This is a genomic window from Ruegeria sp. CL3, from assembly GCF_056536505.1.
The window spans coordinates 398,869-420,194 of the sequence record NZ_JBQFPT010000003.1 but is presented as its reverse complement, the minus strand read 5'-3'; the positions used below and the strand labels follow the sequence as shown (position 1 = coordinate 420,194).

The 21,326-nt window shown below is 56.3% G+C and carries 18 protein-coding genes and 2 pseudogenes; 6 read left to right on the top strand and 14 right to left on the bottom strand.

Annotated features, from left to right (window positions below; all coding sequences use genetic code 11):
* Window positions 1–4: 4 nt before the first annotated feature.
* The 5 genes from ACR0NO_RS06445 to ACR0NO_RS06425 all read right to left on the bottom strand — a co-directional run bounded on the left by ACR0NO_RS06445 (window position 5) and on the right by ACR0NO_RS06425 (window position 6,084).
* The gene (locus ACR0NO_RS06445; protein WP_480723368.1) at window positions 5–733 is read right to left on the bottom strand and encodes a TSUP family transporter; all 729 of its coding nucleotides are present in this window, start codon (window positions 731–733) and stop codon (window positions 5–7) included.
* Between the two features lie 37 nt (window positions 734–770).
* Window positions 771–1,511: an aspartate/glutamate racemase family protein gene (locus ACR0NO_RS06440; protein ID WP_480723367.1), complete on the bottom strand. Its 741-nt coding sequence runs from the start codon at window positions 1,509–1,511 to the stop codon at window positions 771–773.
* A gap of 28 nt (window positions 1,512–1,539) precedes the next feature.
* Window positions 1,540–2,778, bottom strand: a complete 1,239-nt coding sequence (locus ACR0NO_RS06435; protein WP_480723366.1) for an NAD(P)/FAD-dependent oxidoreductase — start codon at window positions 2,776–2,778, stop codon at window positions 1,540–1,542.
* A gap of 4 nt (window positions 2,779–2,782) precedes the next feature.
* Window positions 2,783–4,996 (bottom strand): TRAP transporter permease, encoded by a 2,214-nt coding sequence (locus tag ACR0NO_RS06430; RefSeq protein WP_480723365.1) that lies wholly within the window; start codon window positions 4,994–4,996, stop codon window positions 2,783–2,785.
* Window positions 4,997–5,076: 80 nt separating this feature from the next.
* Window positions 5,077–6,084 carry a TAXI family TRAP transporter solute-binding subunit gene (locus ACR0NO_RS06425; protein WP_170377124.1) on the bottom strand — a complete coding sequence of 336 codons (1,008 nt, stop codon included), beginning with the start codon at window positions 6,082–6,084 and terminating at the stop codon, window positions 5,077–5,079.
* A gap of 137 nt (window positions 6,085–6,221) precedes the next feature.
* Here ACR0NO_RS06425 and ACR0NO_RS06420 point away from each other — a divergent pair, with 137 nt between their 5' ends.
* A complete protein-coding gene (locus tag ACR0NO_RS06420) occupies window positions 6,222–7,181 on the top strand; it encodes a LysR family transcriptional regulator (protein WP_480723364.1) in 960 nt (319 codons plus the stop codon).
* A 262-nt stretch (window positions 7,182–7,443) separates the two neighbouring features.
* Here the strand turns inward: ACR0NO_RS06420 and ACR0NO_RS06415 are convergent, their stop codons facing one another.
* Complete coding sequence (locus ACR0NO_RS06415) at window positions 7,444–7,908, bottom strand: Lrp/AsnC family transcriptional regulator (protein ID WP_170639127.1); 465 nt, start codon at window positions 7,906–7,908, stop codon at window positions 7,444–7,446.
* A gap of 82 nt (window positions 7,909–7,990) precedes the next feature.
* On the opposite strand from ACR0NO_RS06415, the gene ACR0NO_RS06410 reads away from it, so the two are divergent.
* From ACR0NO_RS06410 to ACR0NO_RS06395, 4 genes and pseudogenes are all read left to right on the top strand, one after another.
* Window positions 7,991–8,794, top strand: a complete 804-nt coding sequence (locus tag ACR0NO_RS06410) for an alpha/beta fold hydrolase (RefSeq protein ID WP_480723363.1) — start codon at window positions 7,991–7,993, stop codon at window positions 8,792–8,794.
* Window positions 8,795–8,853: 59 nt separating this feature from the next.
* Window positions 8,854–9,390 carry an RraA family protein gene (locus tag ACR0NO_RS06405; protein WP_480723362.1) on the top strand — a complete coding sequence of 179 codons (537 nt, stop codon included), beginning with the start codon at window positions 8,854–8,856 and terminating at the stop codon, window positions 9,388–9,390.
* Window positions 9,391–9,416: 26 nt separating this feature from the next.
* Window positions 9,417–9,797 (top strand): cupin domain-containing protein, encoded by a 381-nt coding sequence (locus ACR0NO_RS06400; RefSeq protein WP_170639124.1) that lies wholly within the window; start codon window positions 9,417–9,419, stop codon window positions 9,795–9,797.
* Between the two features lie 82 nt (window positions 9,798–9,879).
* Window positions 9,880–10,582, top strand: a pseudogene (locus tag ACR0NO_RS06395) (IS6 family transposase).
* Between the two features lie 106 nt (window positions 10,583–10,688).
* Here the strand turns inward: ACR0NO_RS06395 and ACR0NO_RS06390 are convergent.
* Both ACR0NO_RS06390 and ACR0NO_RS06385 read right to left on the bottom strand, forming a co-directional pair.
* The gene (locus tag ACR0NO_RS06390; RefSeq protein ID WP_480723382.1) at window positions 10,689–12,389 is read right to left on the bottom strand and encodes a M12 family metallopeptidase; all 1,701 of its coding nucleotides are present in this window, start codon (window positions 12,387–12,389) and stop codon (window positions 10,689–10,691) included.
* Between the two features lie 640 nt (window positions 12,390–13,029).
* Window positions 13,030–13,371: a hypothetical protein gene (locus tag ACR0NO_RS06385; protein WP_170642005.1), complete on the bottom strand. Its 342-nt coding sequence runs from the start codon at window positions 13,369–13,371 to the stop codon at window positions 13,030–13,032.
* On the opposite strand from ACR0NO_RS06385, the pseudogene ACR0NO_RS06380 reads away from it, so the two are divergent.
* A pseudogene (locus tag ACR0NO_RS06380) lies at window positions 13,255–13,916 on the top strand (IS6 family transposase). The gene ACR0NO_RS06385 and the pseudogene ACR0NO_RS06380 overlap by 117 nt on opposite strands.
* Window positions 13,917–14,214: 298 nt before the next feature.
* On the opposite strand, the gene ACR0NO_RS06375 reads toward ACR0NO_RS06380, so the two are convergent.
* From ACR0NO_RS06375 to ACR0NO_RS06350, 6 genes are read right to left on the bottom strand one after another with little or no spacing between them, the layout of a single operon-like run.
* Window positions 14,215–15,450, bottom strand: a complete 1,236-nt coding sequence (locus ACR0NO_RS06375) for a Tm-1-like ATP-binding domain-containing protein (protein ID WP_480723361.1) — start codon at window positions 15,448–15,450, stop codon at window positions 14,215–14,217.
* Window positions 15,451–15,472: 22 nt separating this feature from the next.
* A complete protein-coding gene (locus ACR0NO_RS06370) occupies window positions 15,473–16,405 on the bottom strand; it encodes a phosphotransferase enzyme family protein (protein WP_480723360.1) in 933 nt (310 codons plus the stop codon).
* Complete coding sequence (locus tag ACR0NO_RS06365; protein ID WP_480723359.1) at window positions 16,402–17,697, bottom strand: aspartate aminotransferase family protein; 1,296 nt, start codon at window positions 17,695–17,697, stop codon at window positions 16,402–16,404. The genes ACR0NO_RS06370 and ACR0NO_RS06365 overlap by 4 nt, the downstream gene beginning before the upstream one ends.
* A gap of 15 nt (window positions 17,698–17,712) precedes the next feature.
* Window positions 17,713–19,197 carry an aldehyde dehydrogenase gene (locus ACR0NO_RS06360; protein WP_480723358.1) on the bottom strand — a complete coding sequence of 495 codons (1,485 nt, stop codon included), beginning with the start codon at window positions 19,195–19,197 and terminating at the stop codon, window positions 17,713–17,715.
* A 7-nt stretch (window positions 19,198–19,204) separates the two neighbouring features.
* The gene (locus ACR0NO_RS06355; RefSeq protein WP_480723357.1) at window positions 19,205–20,737 is read right to left on the bottom strand and encodes a tripartite tricarboxylate transporter permease; all 1,533 of its coding nucleotides are present in this window, start codon (window positions 20,735–20,737) and stop codon (window positions 19,205–19,207) included.
* Window positions 20,738–20,746: 9 nt separating this feature from the next.
* The gene (locus tag ACR0NO_RS06350; RefSeq protein WP_480723356.1) at window positions 20,747–21,283 is read right to left on the bottom strand and encodes a tripartite tricarboxylate transporter TctB family protein; all 537 of its coding nucleotides are present in this window, start codon (window positions 21,281–21,283) and stop codon (window positions 20,747–20,749) included.
* Between the last annotated feature and the right edge of the window lie 43 nt (window positions 21,284–21,326).

Sequence of the window (21,326 nt, the reverse complement as noted above, 5' to 3'; positions counted from 1 at the left end):
GAGTTTACGCGATCGCAAATGCGCGATGAAAGAGAACGCCACAGGCTATCAGTGATACCACGCGGATAGCCGTTGTGACCAAAGTCTGCGGTAAATGTGGCCCTATTGCACGACCAAAAAAACTGCCGATCAATGTGAGCGCCACGAAGCCCCATAGCTGCGGGCCATAAGCGAAGGCTTGAGTCTCGGACAGGCTATGCAACAGGAATGCGATGCCGTATGCCACCAGCGCAATGGGTTGAACCAACTTGGCAACTTCTTTGGCTGGGCGGCCTTTCGCAATCAATCCGAAAACCATTAGCGGGCCGGGCGTCGCTGCCCAAACAGTCGCCAACCCGGACAAGCCGGAAACGGTCGAAAACCCTGCTGTTCCAATTGAGCGGCGCAGGGGCAGCAAGGTCGTCACAAGCCCGATCAGCAACAGGCTGGCTGTTAGGGCAAGGACAAACGCCTCGCTCAGCCAGGGGTATACGACCAGGCCCGCGACCACTCCGATGAGGCATCCGATGATTGCCGTTCGAATGGTCTGTCGGTCGGCCTTCAACACATTTCGGTCTGTCGCGACCGCTGAAACGACGGTATTCAAAAGCAGCAACATTGGAACAGCCGTTGACGTACCAAGCAGGATCATCATCGGCGGTCCGGCAAGGATGCTAAACCCGATGCCGACGCCGACTTGCAGCATTGCGCCAAGGCCGATGGCAACCATCAGGATGGCTAGATCAACGGACACTTAAATCCTCCAAGTCCCGCGCGATACTGCTGTTCCTTTAGGTCCAAGGCATGATGCCAACATAGGAATTGCGCGTCGCAACGGTATGCGCCATCTGCGCCAGTGTCGTCAAATCGAAGACGGGAAGTTGCAACTCGTCCTGAAGGCGCGCCGCATAAGGCGGCAGATCGGTACACTCCAACACAAGCGACCGTATGTCCGGCGCTTGGCGTTTAAGTCGCCGCGCCGCCTCAAGGACTTCAGCCTCAATGAGATCTGTGTCCATACGAGTGCGCGTGTTTCGCAAGATCACCTCAGCGAACTCGCTGGTGTCCTCTAGCCCTTGTACCGCGACGGGAATGCCCGCAGCGCCGACACCTTCGAAATGCTTCGGCGTCAGAGCAGATGCATCCGCGGTCAACACGCCCACCGGCGCATTCGCCCCGGTCATGTGAAAGGCCAGAGGAACCTGTATCAAGCTGGATGCAAAGACGGGAACGGAAACCGCCGCAGCCAATTCCTTTTGAAATAGAGCCAGAAATCCACAGCTTCCCGTGATTGCCCGAACGCCCTCGGCCTCAAGCCTTTGCGCGCCCTTGATAAAGGGTGCCAGTAGATCGGGCGTCGGGTTGTTTAGCAGAGTTGGTACGGTGATGCCGTCGATCATTTCGTAGAGAACGGGGAACGGAAGGCTGGACGGGTTCTTGATGTGCCCGGGCGGTTTGGGAAAATAGCTTTCAAGGCACAAAACCCCGATCGATGCCCCGCAGATGTTTTGGCCACCTTCGTAAATTGGCATGGTGCTCAGGTCCTTTCGAATAGGGGATTTAGAAACGGGCCAGCGAGAACGGGTCCAGCTTGATATTTGGGCTGCGTCCGGACACCAGATCCGCCACAAGTTCTCCGGTCTTTGGCGCCATCATCAGCCCGTAATGAGAATGGCCGAAGGCGGCAAAAAGCCCGCCCTTTCCGTTCAGCGGCCCAATCGCCGGCAGGCTATCGGGAAAAGAGGGGCGCCGGCCCATCCAGAACTTTGCCGCGCCAGTATCGAGGTCCGGCACCAAAGTTTTTGCCTGATCGGTCAGTATCTTTTCCTTGCGCGGATCTGCTGGGGCATCAACACTGCCAAACTCCGCCGTACCGGCAACCCTGAGGCCGCCCTGCATCGAACTTGCGACAACCTTTGCGTCCACATCCATAACCGAGTTGTTCAGCACAGCCGAGGGGGCCGGGAATTCGACGTGGTAACCCCGCTCGGCCACCAACGGCACAGGTATGCCAAGGGGTTTGAGCAGGTCGGCAGACCACACTCCGGCCGCTAGGACAATATTGCGCGCGTGTAACGTGTCTTGCGACGTTAAAAGCTGCCAAGTGCCGTCTTCGGTGTGGCTCAGCTTAGTGACTTCGGACCGCACAAACTCAGCACCTTGCGCACGTGCTTTTTCGGCCAATACAGCGCCCAAACGCCCGGGAGACGTTGCGCGGGCCTGACCTTTGATCACAATCGCAGCCTTGAGGTCTTTTGACAGCGCTGGTTCCAGGCGCCGCAATTCAGCGCCGTCGACACGCTCCAGTTCACCGCCTTTTTCCTGGCGGATCAGATAACCAAGGTCGTTCAGCTTGGCCTGTTCAGGGTTGCGGAACGCGTGAATATAGTAACTGTCCACGATCAGCGCTTCGTGGCCCGTGCCCTGCAGGTGCCGACGGTACAGATCAATGGACGGACGACACAAAATCTCCATTGCATCTGAGATCTCGCGAACCGTCTTTTCGCCGGACTTTCCCAGAAAACGCAGCCCCCACGGGATCATCTTCGGCCAGAAGGACGCCCGGACCGAAAGCGCGCTTTTCGGGTCCAACAGCATCTGGGGCAACTTCTTCCAAATGCCCGGAACGGCCTGCGGAATAATCGACCAGGGCGACACAACCCCCGCATTGCCGAACGAGGTTTCCTGTCCGGGGTCGCTCCGGTCGATAATTCGGACCGGTATGCCCCGTTCTTGCAGCGACAGCGCGCAACAAATGCCGACGATCCCTGCGCCGATGATGGTCACTTGCTCTGTCATCGCATCAAGCCGGGGAATGGCTGCGATTGCGCGCGATCAGTTGGGAGACAATGACCGGCGACGCGACAGCAAGCGCTATCAGGTCAGCCGTCAGGCTGGGCGCAACAAAGATCACCCCCGCGATGGCCATCAGGATACGCGACGCGATGTTCAGCGGTTTCAGCCAGTATCCGACCACAGCTGCGGACAGCGCGATGACCCCGGCGATACAACTCGTGGCGGTGTAGGTGAATTCCCACAGGTTGAACCCGGTTGAGGACACGAACAATAGGACCGGCGCATAAACAAAGGCCATTGGCGCGATCACCTTGCCCAACCCAAGGGTAAAGGCAGAGAGACCAGTTCGGAACGGGTTGGAGTTCGCTATGGCCGCCGCCGCATAGGCCGAGGTGCAAACGGGCGGCGTGATCTCGGACACAACACCGTAATAGAGTACAAACAGGTGGCTTGCGATCGGCGGGACACCCAACTGCGCCAGCGCGGGCTGTGCGACTGAGACCAGCATGATGTAGAGCGCAGTGGTTGGGATGCCTGCGCCCATCAGGATGCAAACGATGGCAATGAAGACAAGCGAGATGAACAGTTGCAGGTCTTCCATCGCAAACAGCTGCCAGCTGCCAAACGAGATCATATTGTACAGGTCTGAGGCCAGGTTGCCTGCGCCCTGAGTGACCATGAACCCGATACGGAAGCCAATGCCGGTTGTGTTGATAACACCGACGACAATGCCGACGGCGGCAGCAGCGGCGCCCACGGCCAGCGAGTATTTCACGCCCAACTCAACCGCTTGCAGCATCTCGGGTACTTCGATGCGTTTCTGCGGGTTCAACGTGGCGATCACCGACAAGGCACACAGGATCGCCGTCATCGTCAGATCGAAACCGCCATCTGAAAATTTCCACAGCACGAAGGCCAGGAACGCCGCGGCATAGATCAGCGTGGGTGGTTGTTTGATGCGCGACATGCCTGCGATCACTGCCAGAGAAATTCCGCAGAAGGCCGACATGAACGGCGTATATCCTGTGAACAGCACGACCAGCAGGCCGATCAGAGGCACGATGTTAGCCCAACCTTCGGCCCAGACGGCCTTTAGCTGCGGCAGTTGCTCTTTCGCCAAGCCTTGCAGGTTCAGCTTGCGTGCCATCAGGTGCACCACGGCAAAGACGCCGACATAGTGAAGGATCGCGGGGAAGATCGCGGCGATGACGATGGTGGTATAGGGCACCTCAAGAAACTCGGCCATGATGAAGGCCGCTGCCCCCATGATTGGCGGCGTGATTTGCCCTCCGGCTGACGATGCGGCTTCGACGCCGCCCGCAAAATGGCCGGGGTACCCAAGGCGCTTCATGTTGGGAATGGTCAGCGCGCCGGTCGAAACGGTGTTGGCCACCGAAGAGCCCGAGATCGTGCCGAAGAACGCCGAGGATACCACCGACACTTTTGCCGGCCCACCGGTATAGCGGCCCGCCAAAATGGTTGCGTTGTCGATGAAGAGTTGCCCCAATCCGGTGCGCTGCGCGATCACGCCGAACAGGACGAAATGGAAAACGATGGTCGAGACGACCCAGAGGGTGACGCCATAGATGCCTTCCTGCGGGAAATACATCGACGACACGAATGTTTTGAAGTTCACACCTGGATGCTGCAGCAATCCGGGGAAATACGGGCCCAACAGAGCGTATGAGATAAACACACAGATGATCAGTGGCAGCACCCAACCCAGCGTGCGGCGTGCGATGTCCAGAACCAGCAGGATGATGACTACGCCCAAAACCACATCATAGGTGTTCGGGTTGCCCATTCTGAACGTTTGTTCCTCGATCCCCAGAAACGGAATGCCGCGCCATGCGACCCCAACATACAGCGCTGCGATGATCCCCAGAGCCATAAAGACCAAGTCGTACAGGGGGATGTTGCCGATACGGAACCGGCTGACCTTGAGCGCATAGAGGTTTTTGGAGCCGATTACCGGAATTGTCGCGTAAACCAAAATGAACAGCAGCGCCAGATAGATACCCATGTGCCAATGGTCGGCAGGCAGGCCAAAACCGGCTGTGAAGAATTCGTAGAACGCAAGGATCAGGGCAACAACGCGCAGTACCTTGCCTGCGGTGGGTGTAACCTGCCGTACGGCGGCGCCTTCGTCGAACTGTTCTTCGATGGCGGCCAGTTCCTCGGCCGTCAGTTCGTGGTCATCAAGTTTCTGGGTCTCGGACATGATGGCCCTCCGATTTCGCATAATTCCAGAGTGCGGTGCCCCGCGCAGGGGCACCGACGACAGGTGTCAGTAAGCTACGATTACTGAAGCAGACCGGCTTCTTTATAGAATTTCTCGGCCCCCGGATGCAGAGGTACACCCAGCGCCTCGACACCATCCAGCGCCGTATCGGGCGTGATCTGCTTGCCTTTTGCGTGACCATTGTCCAGCAGCTTGCGGGTATTGTCGTTCCACAGCGCCTTGGTCAGGCCATATACCAGTTCGTCGGATAGTTCCGAGGACACCACCAGCATCGCGCTAACCGCCGGGGTCTTCGTTTCGCCGTCGATACCTTCATAGACGCCACCCGGGATCGCCGAGGGGATGTACGCCGGTATGATCTCGTTGATCTTCGCCATGTCTTCGTCGCTGAAGGAATGCAGGTTCATGCCCTTGGTTGACGACAGCTGCACCATCGCGGCAACAGGCCAGCCTGCAGCGTAGAAATAGGCGTCAAGCTGACCGTCAGCCAGACGCTCGGCGCTTTGGCTGTTGTTCAACTCGGCCTCATCCATGTTGTCACGGTTGACGCCCCAGGCATCCAGCATCTGCAGCACGGCAACCTGTGTACCGGAACCGGCTTGCGCGATGCCGACGCGCTTGCCTTCCAGATCGCTCAGATCGTTGATTGTCTCACCGGCAGGCAGAACCAAGTGCAGGTCTTCGGGGAACAGGTTGGCCACGATGCGAAGATTGGGGTGAGGTTTACCCTCGAACTTGCCCTCACCTAGATACATTGAGCGGGTGACATCGGCTGCGGCTAGACCGGCCTCAAGCTCACCGTTTTGAACGGCGGCGTTGTTGAACACTGACGCGGTGGTGGATTGAGCGATAGCAATCAGCCCCGGTACGCCGCACTGGCCGCCCTCTTCGCAGGGGCGCGAACCCGGAGGGGCGGAGATTCCGTTTGCGATGGTGCCGCCAATGGGGAAGTAAGTTCCTCCCGCGCCGCCAGTGCCGATGCGGAAAAAAGTTGGGTCCTGCGCCAGTGCCGGGGCGGCAAGTGCGCCTGCCAGGGCCAGTCCCGTCAAACATTTCACAAATTTCATCATCATCTCCCTTGTTGGATCGTCGGATTCGGTTTGGCCGAATTTCGATCCTGCAAGCGTAGTAGCAATTTTCATAAATACAAATTTGTTATATTTCATAAAACTAAGGTTTGACTTATATATTGACCATGAACCTTATGCAGTTGACCGTTTTTCGCGAGGTGATGGAGACTGGCTCTATCTCTCAAACAGCCAAGAAACTGAACCGCACCCAGCCTGCGATCAGCCTGGCCTTGAAGAATCTTGAAAAGACCCTTGGCCTGACACTGTTCGAGCGTAAGGGACGGCGATTGGTCCCGGTTCCCGAAGCGCATTACCTTTTGGCCGAAACAACAGGTATACTGGACCGCCTCGCGACGATTTCCAGTACAATGGAAGGGTTGATTAAAGGGCATTCCGGCAGTCTGAATATCGCTACAATGCCGGGCCCATCCGCTTTCTTGTTCCCGCGTTTCATCAGCCAATCAGTCGGCGAAAACCCTGATATACGTATCACATTGTCTACACGCAGTTCGCCTCAGATTATTGAGCTCGCAGGCACGCAGAATATTGATTTCGGCTTTGCAGACTTCGATCATTCAACCGGGAAAGAGCCTCAGTATTCAACAGAACTGATCCGGGCAGATTGTTTTTGTGCCGTTGATCGTGACAGCCCGCTTGCTTCACGCGGAACCATGTCGATTTCTGATCTCGACGGAGCGCCTATGGGGGGATTGCATGCCACGCACCCGTTCCAGCGTAAAATTCGGCAAGAGTTTCAAGATGTTTCAGCTGACTACAACCCAACAGTGACCTGTCAGTACTTTCTACCCCTTATACCCTTTGTGAGCTCAGGTCAGTGTTATTCGATCGTGGATCCTTTGACTGTAGCGACTGAACGAGAACTAAACCTGTCCAACGGAAAAGTTGCGTTCGTGGCCTTCAAAAAACCGCTCAGATATGAGTATGCGCTCCTTGAGCCCGATCACCGCCCACCGTCTCAACTGGCTTTAAAGATCAAGGCGGGCTGGAAAGCCGAAGTTATAAAGATGTTGGCAGGGGTGAATGCCAACCCTCATGCAACTGGGATAGATGAAACAGGAAGCGAGCAAAGCTGAATAGCATTGTTTTAAAACAGAAAACTGATCGGAGGGAATGTCGACTTAGATCGACTTGCGACAAGTATACGAATGTTAGCTATGGGGCCGGAACCTCAAGTTTCTTGGACCGGACCAAAAATTGGCTTCGTCCGCATTCCAGTCGTTCGTGGACGCAAATCATGTCGCCTCGCAGCGATTGACCGCTCAGCGTCTCAAGCCGCCATTAATTCTTGCAGTAATATAGTTTTATTTCGGCAACTGGCTGAGTTCGACTGGAACCTCACGCGCGTAATTCGTGTCCAGAAAGACATGGTTTCTCAGTAACTGAGTTCAGTGCAATTGTGGTACGAACACGTGTGACGGATTGAACCGGATTGATCTGCTGCTCAATGATTTCGTTCAATTCGTCGGTGCCGGAAGCGCGTATCTTTAGTAGATAGCAATCGTCTCCTGCGATTTTGTGCAGCTCTTCCAGTCCAGTCACCTGCGACAGGGCGGCGGCTGTGTCAAAACCCTGGCTCGGCTTGGCGTCGGTTACAAAGACAAAGGCCAAGAGCGGCTTTCCCAGCGCCCGCGGATCAATCCTGACCTCGTAGCCTTGAATGATGTTCATGGATTCCAGACGGCGAACCCTTTCGGAGATCGCAGAGGGTGCAAGACCCACACGACGCGCGATCTCAGCTTTTGGTATGGCCGAGCTTTCAAGAAGGATGGACAGTATTTCACGGTCTTTTCCGTCAATCATGCATCATTACTATACTTTCGATGACTTTTCGTCTACAAAATTCGAAAATTAAAGACGAAAGCTCTTATCAAAGGTCATCGTCATGAACTCTCATATTCTGGAGCTGACGATCAGCGGAGTTTCTCTTCGTTTGTCATGCCTCCGCCGAAACGGCATAAAGCCGGCACTTGTATGCCTGCATGGATTTGGGTCGACCAAAGAGGATTACGCCGATCTTGCCTTTCGCCAAGACTTCTTGGATCGGGATCTTGTGTTTTGGGACGCACCTGGCTGTGGCGCGTCTGATATCAGCAGACCTGATGAGCTATCTATCCCGTTCCTTGTCGAAGTCACGACTGCCGCGGTTGATGCACTGGGATTAGATCGGTTCCATCTATCCGGTCACTCCATGGGCGGGTTGACCGGGCTAATGCTGGCCAGCGCACTTCCGGACAGGGTCCTGAGCTTTTTTGACATCGAAGGTAATGTCGCGCCGGAAGACTGCTTTCTTTCGCGCCAGATTGTCGACTTCCCGACCGCCAATGCGGGTGTTTTTCTTGAAGGCTTTAAAGAACGTGTGCGTGAACGAATGGAATTTTCATCGGCGATCTACGTTGCAGCGCTGGACAGCAAGGTCAGACCATCAACGATTGAGCCTGTGTTCAGGTCGATGGTCGACTTGTCCGACAACACTCCTCTGATGGACATCTTCGAGGGGCTCTCATGTCCGAAGGCCTTTGTTTATGGTGAACAAAACCGCCATCTTTCCTATCTGAATCACCTGCCCGATATCGGTGTTCAAGTGATCGAAATTCCACATTCTGCTCACTTTCCCATGTATTCAAATCCACCTGCACTATGGTCGGCGCTTGCAGAATTTATTGCCGAACAAGAGGAACCACTATGACCCCGTTCGCTACTTTTCCAACTGGTAACTTTTGCAACGCAGATACCAGAGTTCGAGCTATGAGCGCGCGGATCAAGCCGCTGATCCGTGGAACCCGGATTGCGGGGCCGGCGCGCACTGTGCGCATCACGCCAGGGCAGAACGGCGCCATTCACCGTGCGGTGCATGTGGCCCAGCCGGGTGACGTTTTGGTCGTGGATGGCGGCGGCTCGGAGCGGTTTGGCCCGTTCGGCGATTTATTGGCCGATGGATGCAAGTCCAAGGGCATCTTGGGCGCTGTCTTCGATTGTACAATTCGGGATAGCGCAGACATCGCAGCATTGGGGTTCCAGGTCTTCTGCCGGGGCTTTCATCCCGAAGCGACCGTAAAAACCGAACCGGGCGAAATTGATGTTCCGGTGGTCGTAGGCGGGGTCTCTGTCTCGCCCGGAGACATCATTGTTGGCGACGACGATGGCGTGGTGGTTCTGCCTTCGAGTTTCGCCGCGGAAATCCTGGAGAAAGTCTCTCATGTCGCCGAGCGGGAAGAGGTCATCCGAGCTCGAATCCTGGCCGGTACGACCACCTATGAGATTTTAGAACTCGACCGCAGCTAAAGCACCTAAACAAAAGGGTTCAATTTATGTCTAGACCAGAAAACTTTTTCAATCTTGCCGACCTAAGCGAGGGCATCGCCCGTACGCTGACAACCGGGATCGAAACTCGGGTCTTCGCTGGCGAAAAGGCAATGTTCTCTGTGGTCAGTTTTGAGCCTGGCAGCGAGGGCTCCATCCACTCTCATCCAGAAGAGCAATGGGGAGTTCTGCTTGAAGGCAGTGGCATCCGTATTCAAGACGATATCGAAGTAGCTGTGGGAAGCGGTGACTTCTGGCGCACTCCGGGCGGCGTTGCACACGGGTTTCGTGCAGGTCCCGATGGCGCGAAAGTGCTCGACGTGTTCGCGCCACCCCGCGAAGCTTACAGGACCGCGGGATCGGGATTCGCTATCCAGAAAACCGAGTAATGCGTCGGGCCGTAGCGAAAATGATGGTCTTGTCAGAAGAGCTTTGATTGATTCGGGCAGGGGATTTGCGTAGCCTCCGATTATAGAAAGACCATCGCTTTTCAAGTACTTCAAAACCAGTCCCGAGATCATCCGTCTTGCGGTGATGCTGTACATCCGTTTCCCGCTCTCGCTTCGGAACGTCGACAATCTGCTGCACGAGCGAGGCATCGAAGTGAGCCGCGAGACTGTCTGCTAATGTTGCAACAGGGTTGGCCCGATGTTTGCTGCTGAGATCAGACGGAAGCGTTTTCAGCAGCTGCGCGCGTTCTCCAAATGGGAGTGGCACGTGAACGAGGTTTTCGTGAAGGTGAATGGCAAGCGGCACTATCTTTGGCGGGCGGTCGATCACCAAGGCGAGGTACTGGAAGCCGTTGTCACCAAACGCCGAAACAAGGCTGCAGCACTGAAACTCCTTAAGAAATTGATGAAGAGGCACGGTTGCGCTGAGGAGGTCGTCACAGATCGCTTCCTACAAGGTTGCGCTTAGACAATTGGGCGCGCTCAAAAACGTAATGACAGGCAGGTGGCTAAACAACCGCGTCGAGAATTCACACTTGCCGTTTCGACGAAGCGAACGCGCGACAAAGCGTTTCAGGCGTACGCGAAGTTTAAAGAAGTATGTCGCCGTTCATTCCTCCGTTTGCAACCGCTTCAATCCGGAACGAGCGCTCACCAGCCGAGACACCTTAAAGCTGACACGCAGCGCCGCTCTTGCCGAGTGGCGCGAACTTGGCGTGGGATAAAGGTCAGCTTCACTAGCCTAACAGAAGCCGGTTCGAATTCGTCTGACAGCGCTGATACGATGACGCATGGTCTTATGGGGCTGCACCGACCAGGAACGTATCTCACCTAGGCACCGGTTGCCGGATTGGTTTGCGTTCCCTTCTGAACTTGGTTGACGGTCTTGTTGGCGAAGCGCGGCTCGCGCTCGGCCGTAAATGTCTGAGCATGTATCTGATAAAGACGATCGCGCTGCTCGTCATCCTGCCAAGTGGCAACAAAACCACCCTCGACAAGCGCAACGACACGCGCATTTCTTTGATCACCACCACCTCGCTGATTTACAGTGAAGTCGCCCGAAACCGGGTTGCCGTCAGTCGCAAAAGCACGTGCCCTGATTTGACCAAGTCCATTCTGGTTTCTGTCATCGGTCCAGACCACGATGAGCGTTCCATCGTTCAGCAGCGCGATATCGGGCCGGACTTGGTCGCCACGCGTATCCTGCGGAACCGGGCGCTCAGAGAAGCGTTCACTCCCGTCCGCCTCCAAACCCATGATCATCACATCCCGCGCGCCGCGCTCGTAAACAATATAGGAACGCCCCAAGCCATCAACAGCGATTCGCGGATGCGCCTCCTGATCTCCAAGTCCCGTCGCCACAACTGTTTCAGGCCCGTTCGCAATGCCATCATCATCAAAGCGACGACACCGGATCGAGATGCTCTCATCAGCGGACAACTCGGCCCAGGCACAAACAAATCCACCAGTGCCCACTAGGCCTAGCGTTGGGGCCGCCGGTGTTCCAGTGTCCGAAGTCGCGAGTGCTTGAAGCGGGATACGCGTTGACCCATCTGCATTGTAGCCCCGCGCCATAATACGTATGACGTTGTCTCTTGTCTCTTGCCAGGCCAGCAAGAAACGCCCGTCTGGAGCAACCGCTATATCGGGGTCGCGATTGTTCGATGACGCATTTGAACTCGCCCGATGGCCGCCAAAAAGCTGGGAGCCATCAGCCCGGAACGCGCGTCGGGAAATGTGGCGCACGCCGCTCGACGTACTTTCCCAGGCGACCATCGCATTTCGCTGCCCGTCCAGCCCTAGCGTGGGGCGCGATTGGTGGCCACCGGTGTTGTGCAACCTGCGTTGCTGACCACCGCAATAGCTACCCCAAGCCGAAAGCCCTGCTAACCAGATATCCGCTTCACCGTCATCATCATTGTCGTCCTGCCAGGCGACCGAATAATGAGGAGCGCCGTAGATGAGGCAGATCCCAAGCAGATCCAACGCGCTGAGGCCTTCACGTTGACCGATGTCGGCATCAGGATCGAGTGCTGTTATCGTATCCTCGTCATCATCTATGGCAAACCCGCGCCGTCCGTAGTGCATGATGGACCCATAGTCATAGCCTGTGAGCACACGGCCCATACCAATATCAAAATTGCCGATGGCATCAGGTTCGATGTTGTCTTCGTGAACTGTAACAAACATATCGCGGTCGGGCCGGGTGTGTTCGTGCCAAAATCCTACCGCGTGCCCGATCTCATGAATGATATTTCCGCGATGGAAACCATCCAGAACATCACACCTAACTGATTGCCCACCGGGTTGGCGTCCTACGGGTGAGCGGCAAGATCCCTCGGCCGGCTCGAAGCGCACAAAGTCTACATCACCTGTCGTCATAGGCCGTAGCCGCATAATGGTACGCATATTCCAGTGCTCTATTGCGGCTTCGACTTCGTCCCGTTGATCGCTGCTGAAGTCGCTGCTGATGACATAAGGGACGACGCCGTCGGGCCAGATAGAACCGGTCCTGTTTGTAGCAAAAGCCATCAAATCACCTCCCAAAAAGAATCTTAGAAATATCGCTTCCTATTGCTCCAGAATGATGGACAGGCTGCCAAGGCACTGTACCACGTATGCATACCCAATGACACAAGAGCCGTGGCGCTTTCTGAATTGCGGCTTCGGATTTGGCGAAATTCGAATGAGTGGATATGACCTCTGTCGCGATGCGAACAAGACCTCTTCGACGGGAGAGTATATTTCGTGCAGCGAACGTGGGAGTTAGATTTCGACACTTCCGCTCAGGGCTCTAAGCGGACTTGCGGTGATGCAGCGTTTCGTGATTGAAATCAGTCCTGAAAGCAGAAATTGCGAAAATCGAGATGACGTGGCGTTTTCACGGGTTTAGCCCAATGTGCAGACATTCAGCTTTCGGAAGCTGTCGTTCGCACAATCCGGGCTTACTGACGGCTCAGAGCCCGATGCGGACATTGCTCAACTGCATCGCTTGCATCGTCGTAACATTTTTGAGGCAAAAGCTAAATTTCCAATGCGCTGCCGAAAACACATCGCGGTCAGTTCTTAGGTTTTTTGGGCGGCGTCTGGGACGACTGCCAAATCTATTTCGCCCAAACATGTCGACTAAACTCTTTTGTCGTCGGATGAGCTACGATTATTCCCGGGCCATTTAAGTTTTTTGACGCGACTGCAGTGCCGGAGGGTTGAGCATCTCAAACGACCGTGGCATTTGCCACGAAGACTTCGAAAGCCAACATTGCAGCACCTGCAACATGCTCAATGCGTTTGAGACATTCGTCCATGTGCTCTCAACAAAGGAGCCAGACAACATCGCTACAGTCTTTTCAGAAGAACCTTGCTTGAGCGGGGCTGGGCGGTTCGGTAGCTTTTGCGCATGATCAGGCCTGCCTCTTTCATGTATTTCAAGAGCAGCCCCGAGTTCATCCGATTGACGGTGATGCTGTACATCCTTGTCCCGCTTTCGCTTTGCAATGTCGAAGATTTGCTGCACGGGCGAGGCATCGACATGAGCCAGGAAATTGTCAAATATTGGTGGAACAATTTGGCCTGGTGTTTGCCTCTGAGATCAGACGAAAGCGAGTCCAGAAACTGTGGACATTTTCGAAATGAAAGTGGCACGTAGACGAGGTTTTCGTGAAGGTGATTGGCAAGAAACACCACCTCTGGCGGGCCGCCGATCACGAGGGCGAGGTGCTGGAAGCAATCGCTACCAAAAGTTGAAACAAGCTGGCGGCATTGAAATTTCTCGGGAAATTGATGAAGCGCGCGGTAAAGCTGAAGAAGTAGTCACCGATAGCTGCGCCTCTTTTCGGGCTTCTCTCAGAGATTGGCGCTACCGAAAAACAGCAGACGGGCAGGTGGCTCAATAACCGCTCCGGGAATTCGCACCATCTTTTCCGACGGCGTGAATGCGCCATGCAACGTTTTAGGCGTATGCGAAGTTTGCAGAAATTTGTCTCTGTCCATTCCCCTGTCTACAACCACTTCAACAAGGGACGATCGCTCACCAGCCGAGACACCCTCGAACTGACATGATCCGCCGCTCTTGCCGAGTGGCGCGAACTTGGTGCGGGATAAAAGACAGCGTCACTGGCCTACTAGAGACTGGTTGGAATTCGTCTGACAGCACCATACCGGTCTAGCTGAGGCTGGTTCGAATATGTCTGACAGCACACCTGTCACGCCCGCTTGTCCGGGCGTGATATCTTAGCCGCCTTCTGCGAAAAAGAGTGGTTTAAGTGGCGGTGGAAACTCCCTTGTGGAGCAACTTGTTTAGCCTCGAAGCCATGTGCGATTAGCTTCACGAACACTCTGGCACTCAGTGGGATGCCGGCTAGCCACGGCTGACAACACCGTTTTCGACCCATTCGTCAAATTTGGCCAGAACGGCATGGCAAAATGCGGCGTCGTTGATGTGGGCGTCTAGCTCAGTCATCGGCACCTGGTCCGGCATGACCTTGCGGGCCTCATCGAGCATGTCAGCAAGGGCTGCGGGGTCATGTGCCTCTTCGCCTTCCTTGTCCCATGCTTCAACGCCTTGCAACGGCAGGAAGAAATGAACCGGCCCGGTTGCTGCTTCCAGCCGGTTTGCAAGTTCCCTGATCCAGGCGCGGCGTTCCTCGCCATTGAAGACCGAGCTTTTGATCAGGCGGTTATGTTCGTGAAACGGGCGATCTGCATATTGGTCCGGGATCTCTTGCCAGCCCGCGAAATCCAGCAGGTCCAGAGCGCCCGGTGCAACCATCTGCGGCGTGCCAACGCGCCCGGCATTGGTAACGCGATCCTCTCCGCTTGAAACAACGGAACCGGCCAGCAGATTGCCAAATTCCTGCATGCAGAAATCCATCACGCAGACAAAGGCCTTTTCGGCGGCCAGTTTTTCAAAGGCCATGCCACCCATGCCTGTCGAGTGGAATACAGCAACCTCAAAACCGCGCTCTTCCAGCGCTGGTTTAAGGGTTTTCATGTAACGCAGGCAGGACGATCCAAGGCTGGTCATTCCAATCAGCGGTTTGCTCCGATCCGGCGCGATGGCGGCTTTGGCAGCACCGACCACGGCCCCCGCAGCCTGTGACAGCGAAGACCTGCAGATCGAGTTCATACCGTACAACCCACCAGCCCACAGGATCATCTGTATGTCGGGCGCCAACCGATGTGGGGGGATTAACGGTGAGAAACTGACTGTTGAAACAATGTATTTCGGAACCCCCATGGGCAGGGCCTGCGCACAATCCAGCGCAAGGTCGGTGCCCATGGTTCCACCAGTGGCCAGCATCCCGTCAAACCGGCCATCGGCAAAGGCTTTTGCCACGACCTTGGCAGCCCCGGCGGACATGACGCGAAAGGCCTTGTTCTCATCCCCCAGAGCAATCACCTCGTCGATGGTTATGCCTTCGGCAGCTGCGACGTCATGTTTTGAGATGTCGGTCGGTGTTTCAGGATCGCCAAGAACGGAGACGTCCATTGTCAGCACATCTGCTCCCTGCGCCTTTACGGCGTCTTTGATGAACCGCATCTCGGGGTCTTTGGTGTCGTATGTCCCAATCAGCAGGATCGTTTTGTTTGTCATGGTTTCCTCCCGTCCGTGCGTTCTATCCGAGGTAGCGTGTCAGCAACTCTCGGGCGGTATCTTTAAACCGCATATTTCGCGCCTCTGATCCATCTTCGCTCATGCGGGACGAAATCCAGCCGACATAAGTCACCGCGCGCAGGGCCATGAACAGATCAAGATGCTCGGTGTCTAGCGCACGTTCCGACCGGTATCCCTCAAGCAGGGCCGCTTGCAGGGCGTCGTAGTCCGGCTCGCATAGGTTTTTCAGCAGTGTCGTGGCGATATCGAACAGACGGAACCCGAACCCGGCATCGTCGAAATCAATCAGCCAGAGCTTGTCGCCTCGGACCATCACGTTTTCACGTACCAGATCGGCGTGGATCAGGCCGTAATCCAGTTGGTTTTCGATCTGCAGCAAGTGATTGTTAGCTTTCTCGCGGAACGCGGTGAACAGGGCGCGATCCTCAACCGAAAGCGTGGGGTTTTCCCAAAACCGATCCCACAATGGGGCATTGCCCAGCAGTCCAGCACGATCCCAGGACCAGCGCTCAAAGTCATCGGGACGCGTCCAGGCATCGCTGACCTTGTGTAGCTTTGCCATCTCATGCCCGAGGGCCCGAAACAGCCCGGTAGGATCACTATGGTCGATCCCGGTTTCGGTCGATCCCAGTGGGCGACCGGGCAGCCAGTCAAGCATATCGACCTGGATCCCGTCCAGCAGTTGCAGATAGCGGCCATCCGTGGCCGGTACCGGTGTGGGTACACCGACGCTCTTTGCGCCCAGCTCGGCGATCCACTGCAGCTCGGACCTCAAGGCAGTATCCAAATGCAAGCCCTTGCGGTGCAGGCGCAGGGCATAGCTTTTCGCGCCGATCTGAACACGGTAGACATGGTTTTCGCGGGCCGCGACCAGCGACCATTCAGCACCGTCCATGCCCCAAAGGGTCAGGGCTTGCTCGACAATCGGTGTCATAGGGTCAGCGGGGTTTCGGCCAAAACCTCGTCCAATGTGTCAAACAGCAGATCTGCATTCTCTTTCGAGAACGGCATCGGTGGCCGGATCTTGAGCGTGTTTTTATGGCGGCCGAGTTTTGAATGGATTATCCCCCGGTGCCGCATCGCGTTGATGATCCGATCGGTGAATTCGCTGGCCGGTTCCTTGGTTTGACGATTCAGCACCATCTCGGCCCCGAAAATCAGGCCCGAGCCGCGCACATCGCCGATGAACTCGTATTTCTGCTGCAAAGCTGTCATGCGCGCGCGGGCGTGATAGCCCACGGATTTGGCTTTGGCGACGAGGTTGTTGTCCTCGATCTCTTCCAGTACCGCCATCGCTGCTGCGCAGGACACCGGGTTGCCACCGAACGTGTTGAAGTACCGATAGCCCTTGCGGAACATAGCAAGGATTTCGTTGCGCGTTACGACACCGCCCACCGGATGACCGTTGGCCATGGGTTTGCCCATGGTCATGATGTCCGGTACCACGCCCATCTTCTGATGCGCCCACATATGGGTGCCGGTGCGGCCAAAGCCCGACTGGACCTCATCACAGATCAGCAGGCCACCGGCCTTGCGCACCACTTCGGCCACGGGTTTCAGCCAGCCGTCGGGATGGTCGGGGAAGCCTTCGTTCAGGAAATAGGGGCAGAGGACCAAGGCGGTGAAGCCGATGCCGGACTTTTCATGCTCGGCAATCTGTTCGGAAACAGCATCAGCAAACTTGCCGCCGTCCGGGTCCGGGTTGCGATAGCTGTCGGGTGCTTCCACAAACCGGAAATACTGATCCAGACCAAAGCCAACGGTCGGCACGTTTGATTTGCTCAACTGGCTGACCAGAGAAGTGTTGCCGTGATAGGTTGCATCCGTAGCAATGATACCGCGTTTACCGGTCATGCCTTCGGCCATGCGCAGGGCGATGTCATTGGCCTCGGACCCGGTGCAGGTCAGGATGGCGGTGTCCAGCGAGGCATCCATCGTGCCCGTCAGCTTTTCAACATAGTCAAGAATGCCGTCATGCAGATAACGAGTATGGGTGTTGAGCGTTGACGCCTGACGGCAGATCGCCTCGACCACGCGGGGGTTGCAATGGCCGACATGGGGGACGTTGTTGTAGCAATCCAAGTATTTGCGCCCATCCGCATCCCAAAGCCAGACCCCTTCGCCCTTCACGATATGAAGCGGCTCGTCATAAAAGGTCGAGACATTCGGGCCCAGCAGCTTGGTCCGGCGTTCAACAAGCTCGGCGGATTTCGCAGGAAGTGTCATTCAGCAGACCTTTGGTCAGAGTTTTATCCAGGCGGTTTTGAGGTCGAGATATTTCTCGAACGCATGCAGGGACTTGTCGTGCCCGTTGCCCGACTGGCGCACACCACCCAGTGGCACGGTCAAGTCAGAGCCGCCATAGGTGTTTACATGCACGACGCCAGCGCGGATGCCAGCGATCATGCGATGCGCGCGACTCAGGTTGGATGTCCACACACCCGAGGAGAGGCCATAAACCGAGTCATTGGCCAAACTGATCGCTTCGTCCTCGTCCTTAAAGGGGGTCACGGCCAGAACCGGGCCAAACACCTCGTTCTGGAACAGATTGTCGGTAGATTTTACCCCGGTCATAACGGTCGGGGCCATATAGTAGCCGCCGGTTTCCTCAAGGATGCGCCCGCCGCCAGTGCGGCGCACGGCGCCTTCGGCCTCGGCTTTGGCTACGAAGTCCAGATTGGATTCCAACTCGGGCAGCGAATGAACTGCGCCGATTTGTGTGTCCAGATCGAGCGGGTTGCCGACCCGCATCGCTTCGGCATGTTTGACGAGTTCGGCAACAAAGTCATCGTGGATGTCCTCTTGGACCAACAAACGCGATCCGGCGATGCAGATCTGGCCAGCGTTGCGGAAGATGCCGCCTGCCGAAACCTTAGCTGCCTCGCTCAGGTCCGGTGCATCGTTGAAGACAATATTGGGGGACTTGCCGCCCAGTTCCAGATAGCAGCGTTTCATGTTCGAACGCGCCGAATACTCCAGCAGTCGTCGGCCTGTAGCCCCTGAGCCTGTGAACACCATGATGTCCACATCCATCGACAGCGCCAGCGTTTCGCCCACAACCCGGCCTGACCCGGTGACGACGTTCAGCACGCCGTCGGGCACTCCGGCCTCGGCGGCCAGTTCGGCCAGTTTCAGCAGCGACAAGGATGCGCTTTCAGCGGGTTTCAACACGACAGAGTTGCCGGTAGCCAGCGCAGGGGCCAGTTTCCAGCTGCCGATCATAAGCGGCATGTTCCACGGCACAATCGCTCCGACGACACCAACCGGTGCGTGATGGATCAAGCCCAGTACGTTTTCTGCCGTTGGCGCGATCTGCCCGTAGACCTTGTCAATCGCCTCGGCGTAGTAGCGGAATGTGCCAGCTGCCGACATCGGCTCGGCCTTCATGGCCATTGTGATCTCGGTGCCGTTGTCGCGCACACCCAGAACCGCCAGTTCAAGCGCGTGTTTTTCGATCAGGTCGGCCAGCTTCAGCAGGACCTTCTTGCGCTCGGCAGGGGAGCGGCGCGACCAGCGGCCATCCTCGAACGCAGCCCGCGCAGCGCTAATCGCGGCCTCCATATCTGCCGGGGTACCTTCGGCAATCTGGGTCAGCACCGCGCCATCGACAGGCGATAGCACCTCCCGATGTCCACCTTCCGAAGCGGCGACCCAATGCCCTCCGATGAAGTGTGATCGGGGGGACAGAATCTGAGAGCGAAGGGCGTCAATATCGGACTGGTTCATGGCAGAGTTACCCTTGCTGATTGGGGTGATCGGAGTCGACTGGTTGCGCGGTCGGCTCGGGTTTCAGCTTGTTGCGGAACTCGTAGTACAGCGTGCGGAAATGCAGCAGCAGGATCAGCACGATCAGCGCCGTCAGGATCGCCGCAATCGGGCGGTCGACGAAATCGAGCGGTGATTTGACCCGCGCCATGGCACTGCGCAGCTTGACCTCCATGATCCCGCCCAGAACCATGCCCAGAATGATCGGCACAATCGGGAGGTCCAGCCGTTTGAGGATCAGGCCGAACACACCAAAACCAGCGGCAATGGCGCAGTCGGTAATCGAGTTACGCAAACTGTAGACGCCGACGAAGGCTAGGATCAGGATCATAATGCCCAGAAACCGCGTTGGGATCTGGATGATCTTCAGCAGCAGGTTGGTCGAGAAGAGCAGGAAAACCAGAACGATGACGTTCAGCAGGATCAGCGCCATATAGAGCGCCATCACAAAGTCCATCTGGTTTTCAAACAGCTGCGGGCCGGGGATGACATTGTGCACATAGAACACCGACAACATCATCGCGGTCAGCGCTTCGCCTGGAATACCCAGTGCCAGCAGTGGGATCATGGCCGCGCCTGGCACCGCATTGTTGGCGGCCTCAGACGCTACTAGCCCCTCGGGCGAGCCATCGCCAAATTTGTCGGGGTCTTTCGAGGTTTTCTGCGCATATGTGTAAGACAGGAATTGCGATGTGAACTCACCCGTGCCCGGCACCATGCCCATGAATACGCCGATGCTAGAGGAAACGGTTGCAACACGTTTGATGCCCAGCAGTTCCTTGAGGCCGGCGAAGATGTTGCCGCTGACATGCGTTTCGCCCGGGGCGTGGTTCTTTTCAAGCAGCAAAAGCAAGGCCTGACTGATGGCAAACAGGCCCAGAACGACCACGATAAGATCGACACCCGACGCCAACCAGCTTTGGTCAAAGGTAAAGCGGCGGGTGTATTTGACAGGCTCAAGCCCGACCGTGTTCAGGAAAATCCCGAAAGCGGCCAACATTCCGGCGGCAAAAATCTGGCCGCGGTGGGCGAGGATCACCAGAATGATCCCCAGAAGGGCGGCCAGAAATATCTCTCGGCTGCCAAAATGGGGGGCGATCAATGCAAGAACTGGCGATAGGATCATCAGGCAGATGATGGCAAAGACACCGCCGAAGAACGATGCGGAATAGGCCAGTGACAGAGCGCGATGCCCCTGACCGCGTTTGGTCATGGGATAGCCGTCATAGGTGGTCAACGCGTTCACCGCCGTACCAGGCGTGTTGATAAGAATGGCGGGAATGGCACCTCCATACATTGACGAGCCATAGATACCCAATAACAGCGTCAGGCCGACAATGGGTTCAAATGCGAAGGTGGCGGGCAGAAGGATGGCGATGGCAACCGCAGCGCCAACACCGGGCAGCGCGCCAATGATGACCCCACCGATCGAGCCAATCAGAAGGGCAACGATCACCTGCCATTGTGTCAGGATCGAAAGACCGGACAGAAGCGTTTCCATTTGCGAACCTCAGAGATAAGTCAGCGCAAAGGCGCGCACGGAATCGGGCAGGTATTCATAGGCGGCACCGGCCGGGATTTTCACTTGCAGGAAGGCTCGGAAAATAATGGTAACCGCCACACCGAAAGCCGCCGCAAGGCCAATTGCCCCAGCGCTTCGGAACCCGGTTCGGACTGCAAGGAATACCGCGAACAGAACGGTCGAAGGCAGGTATCCAAGAAGCGGGACAACGGCGACGTAGATCAGAAAATAGGCGACGTATTCAAGGGACCGCAGCCAGAACGCGACTTCGGGCCAGCGACCCGGAATGCGGTCCGACATGGCGGAGCTGAGCCAGTGCAGAAAGGCAAAGGCGGCCATTGCCCAGAGCGAGACCATTGGCCAAAAGCTTGGTTGCGCAAACCACTTGGTGCGTTTGACAACCTCGGTCTGCGTGCCCAGTTGGCTCAGCAGAAAACCCGAAAATACCAGGAAGGCCAAAGCAAAAACGACATCGCCGGGTCGGCGGTATCGTTTGAACATGTCTTGCAATGTCTTTGCGATCATTATGGCCTCCTGCTGGATAGAAAAAGGCCCGACAGTATTGCAA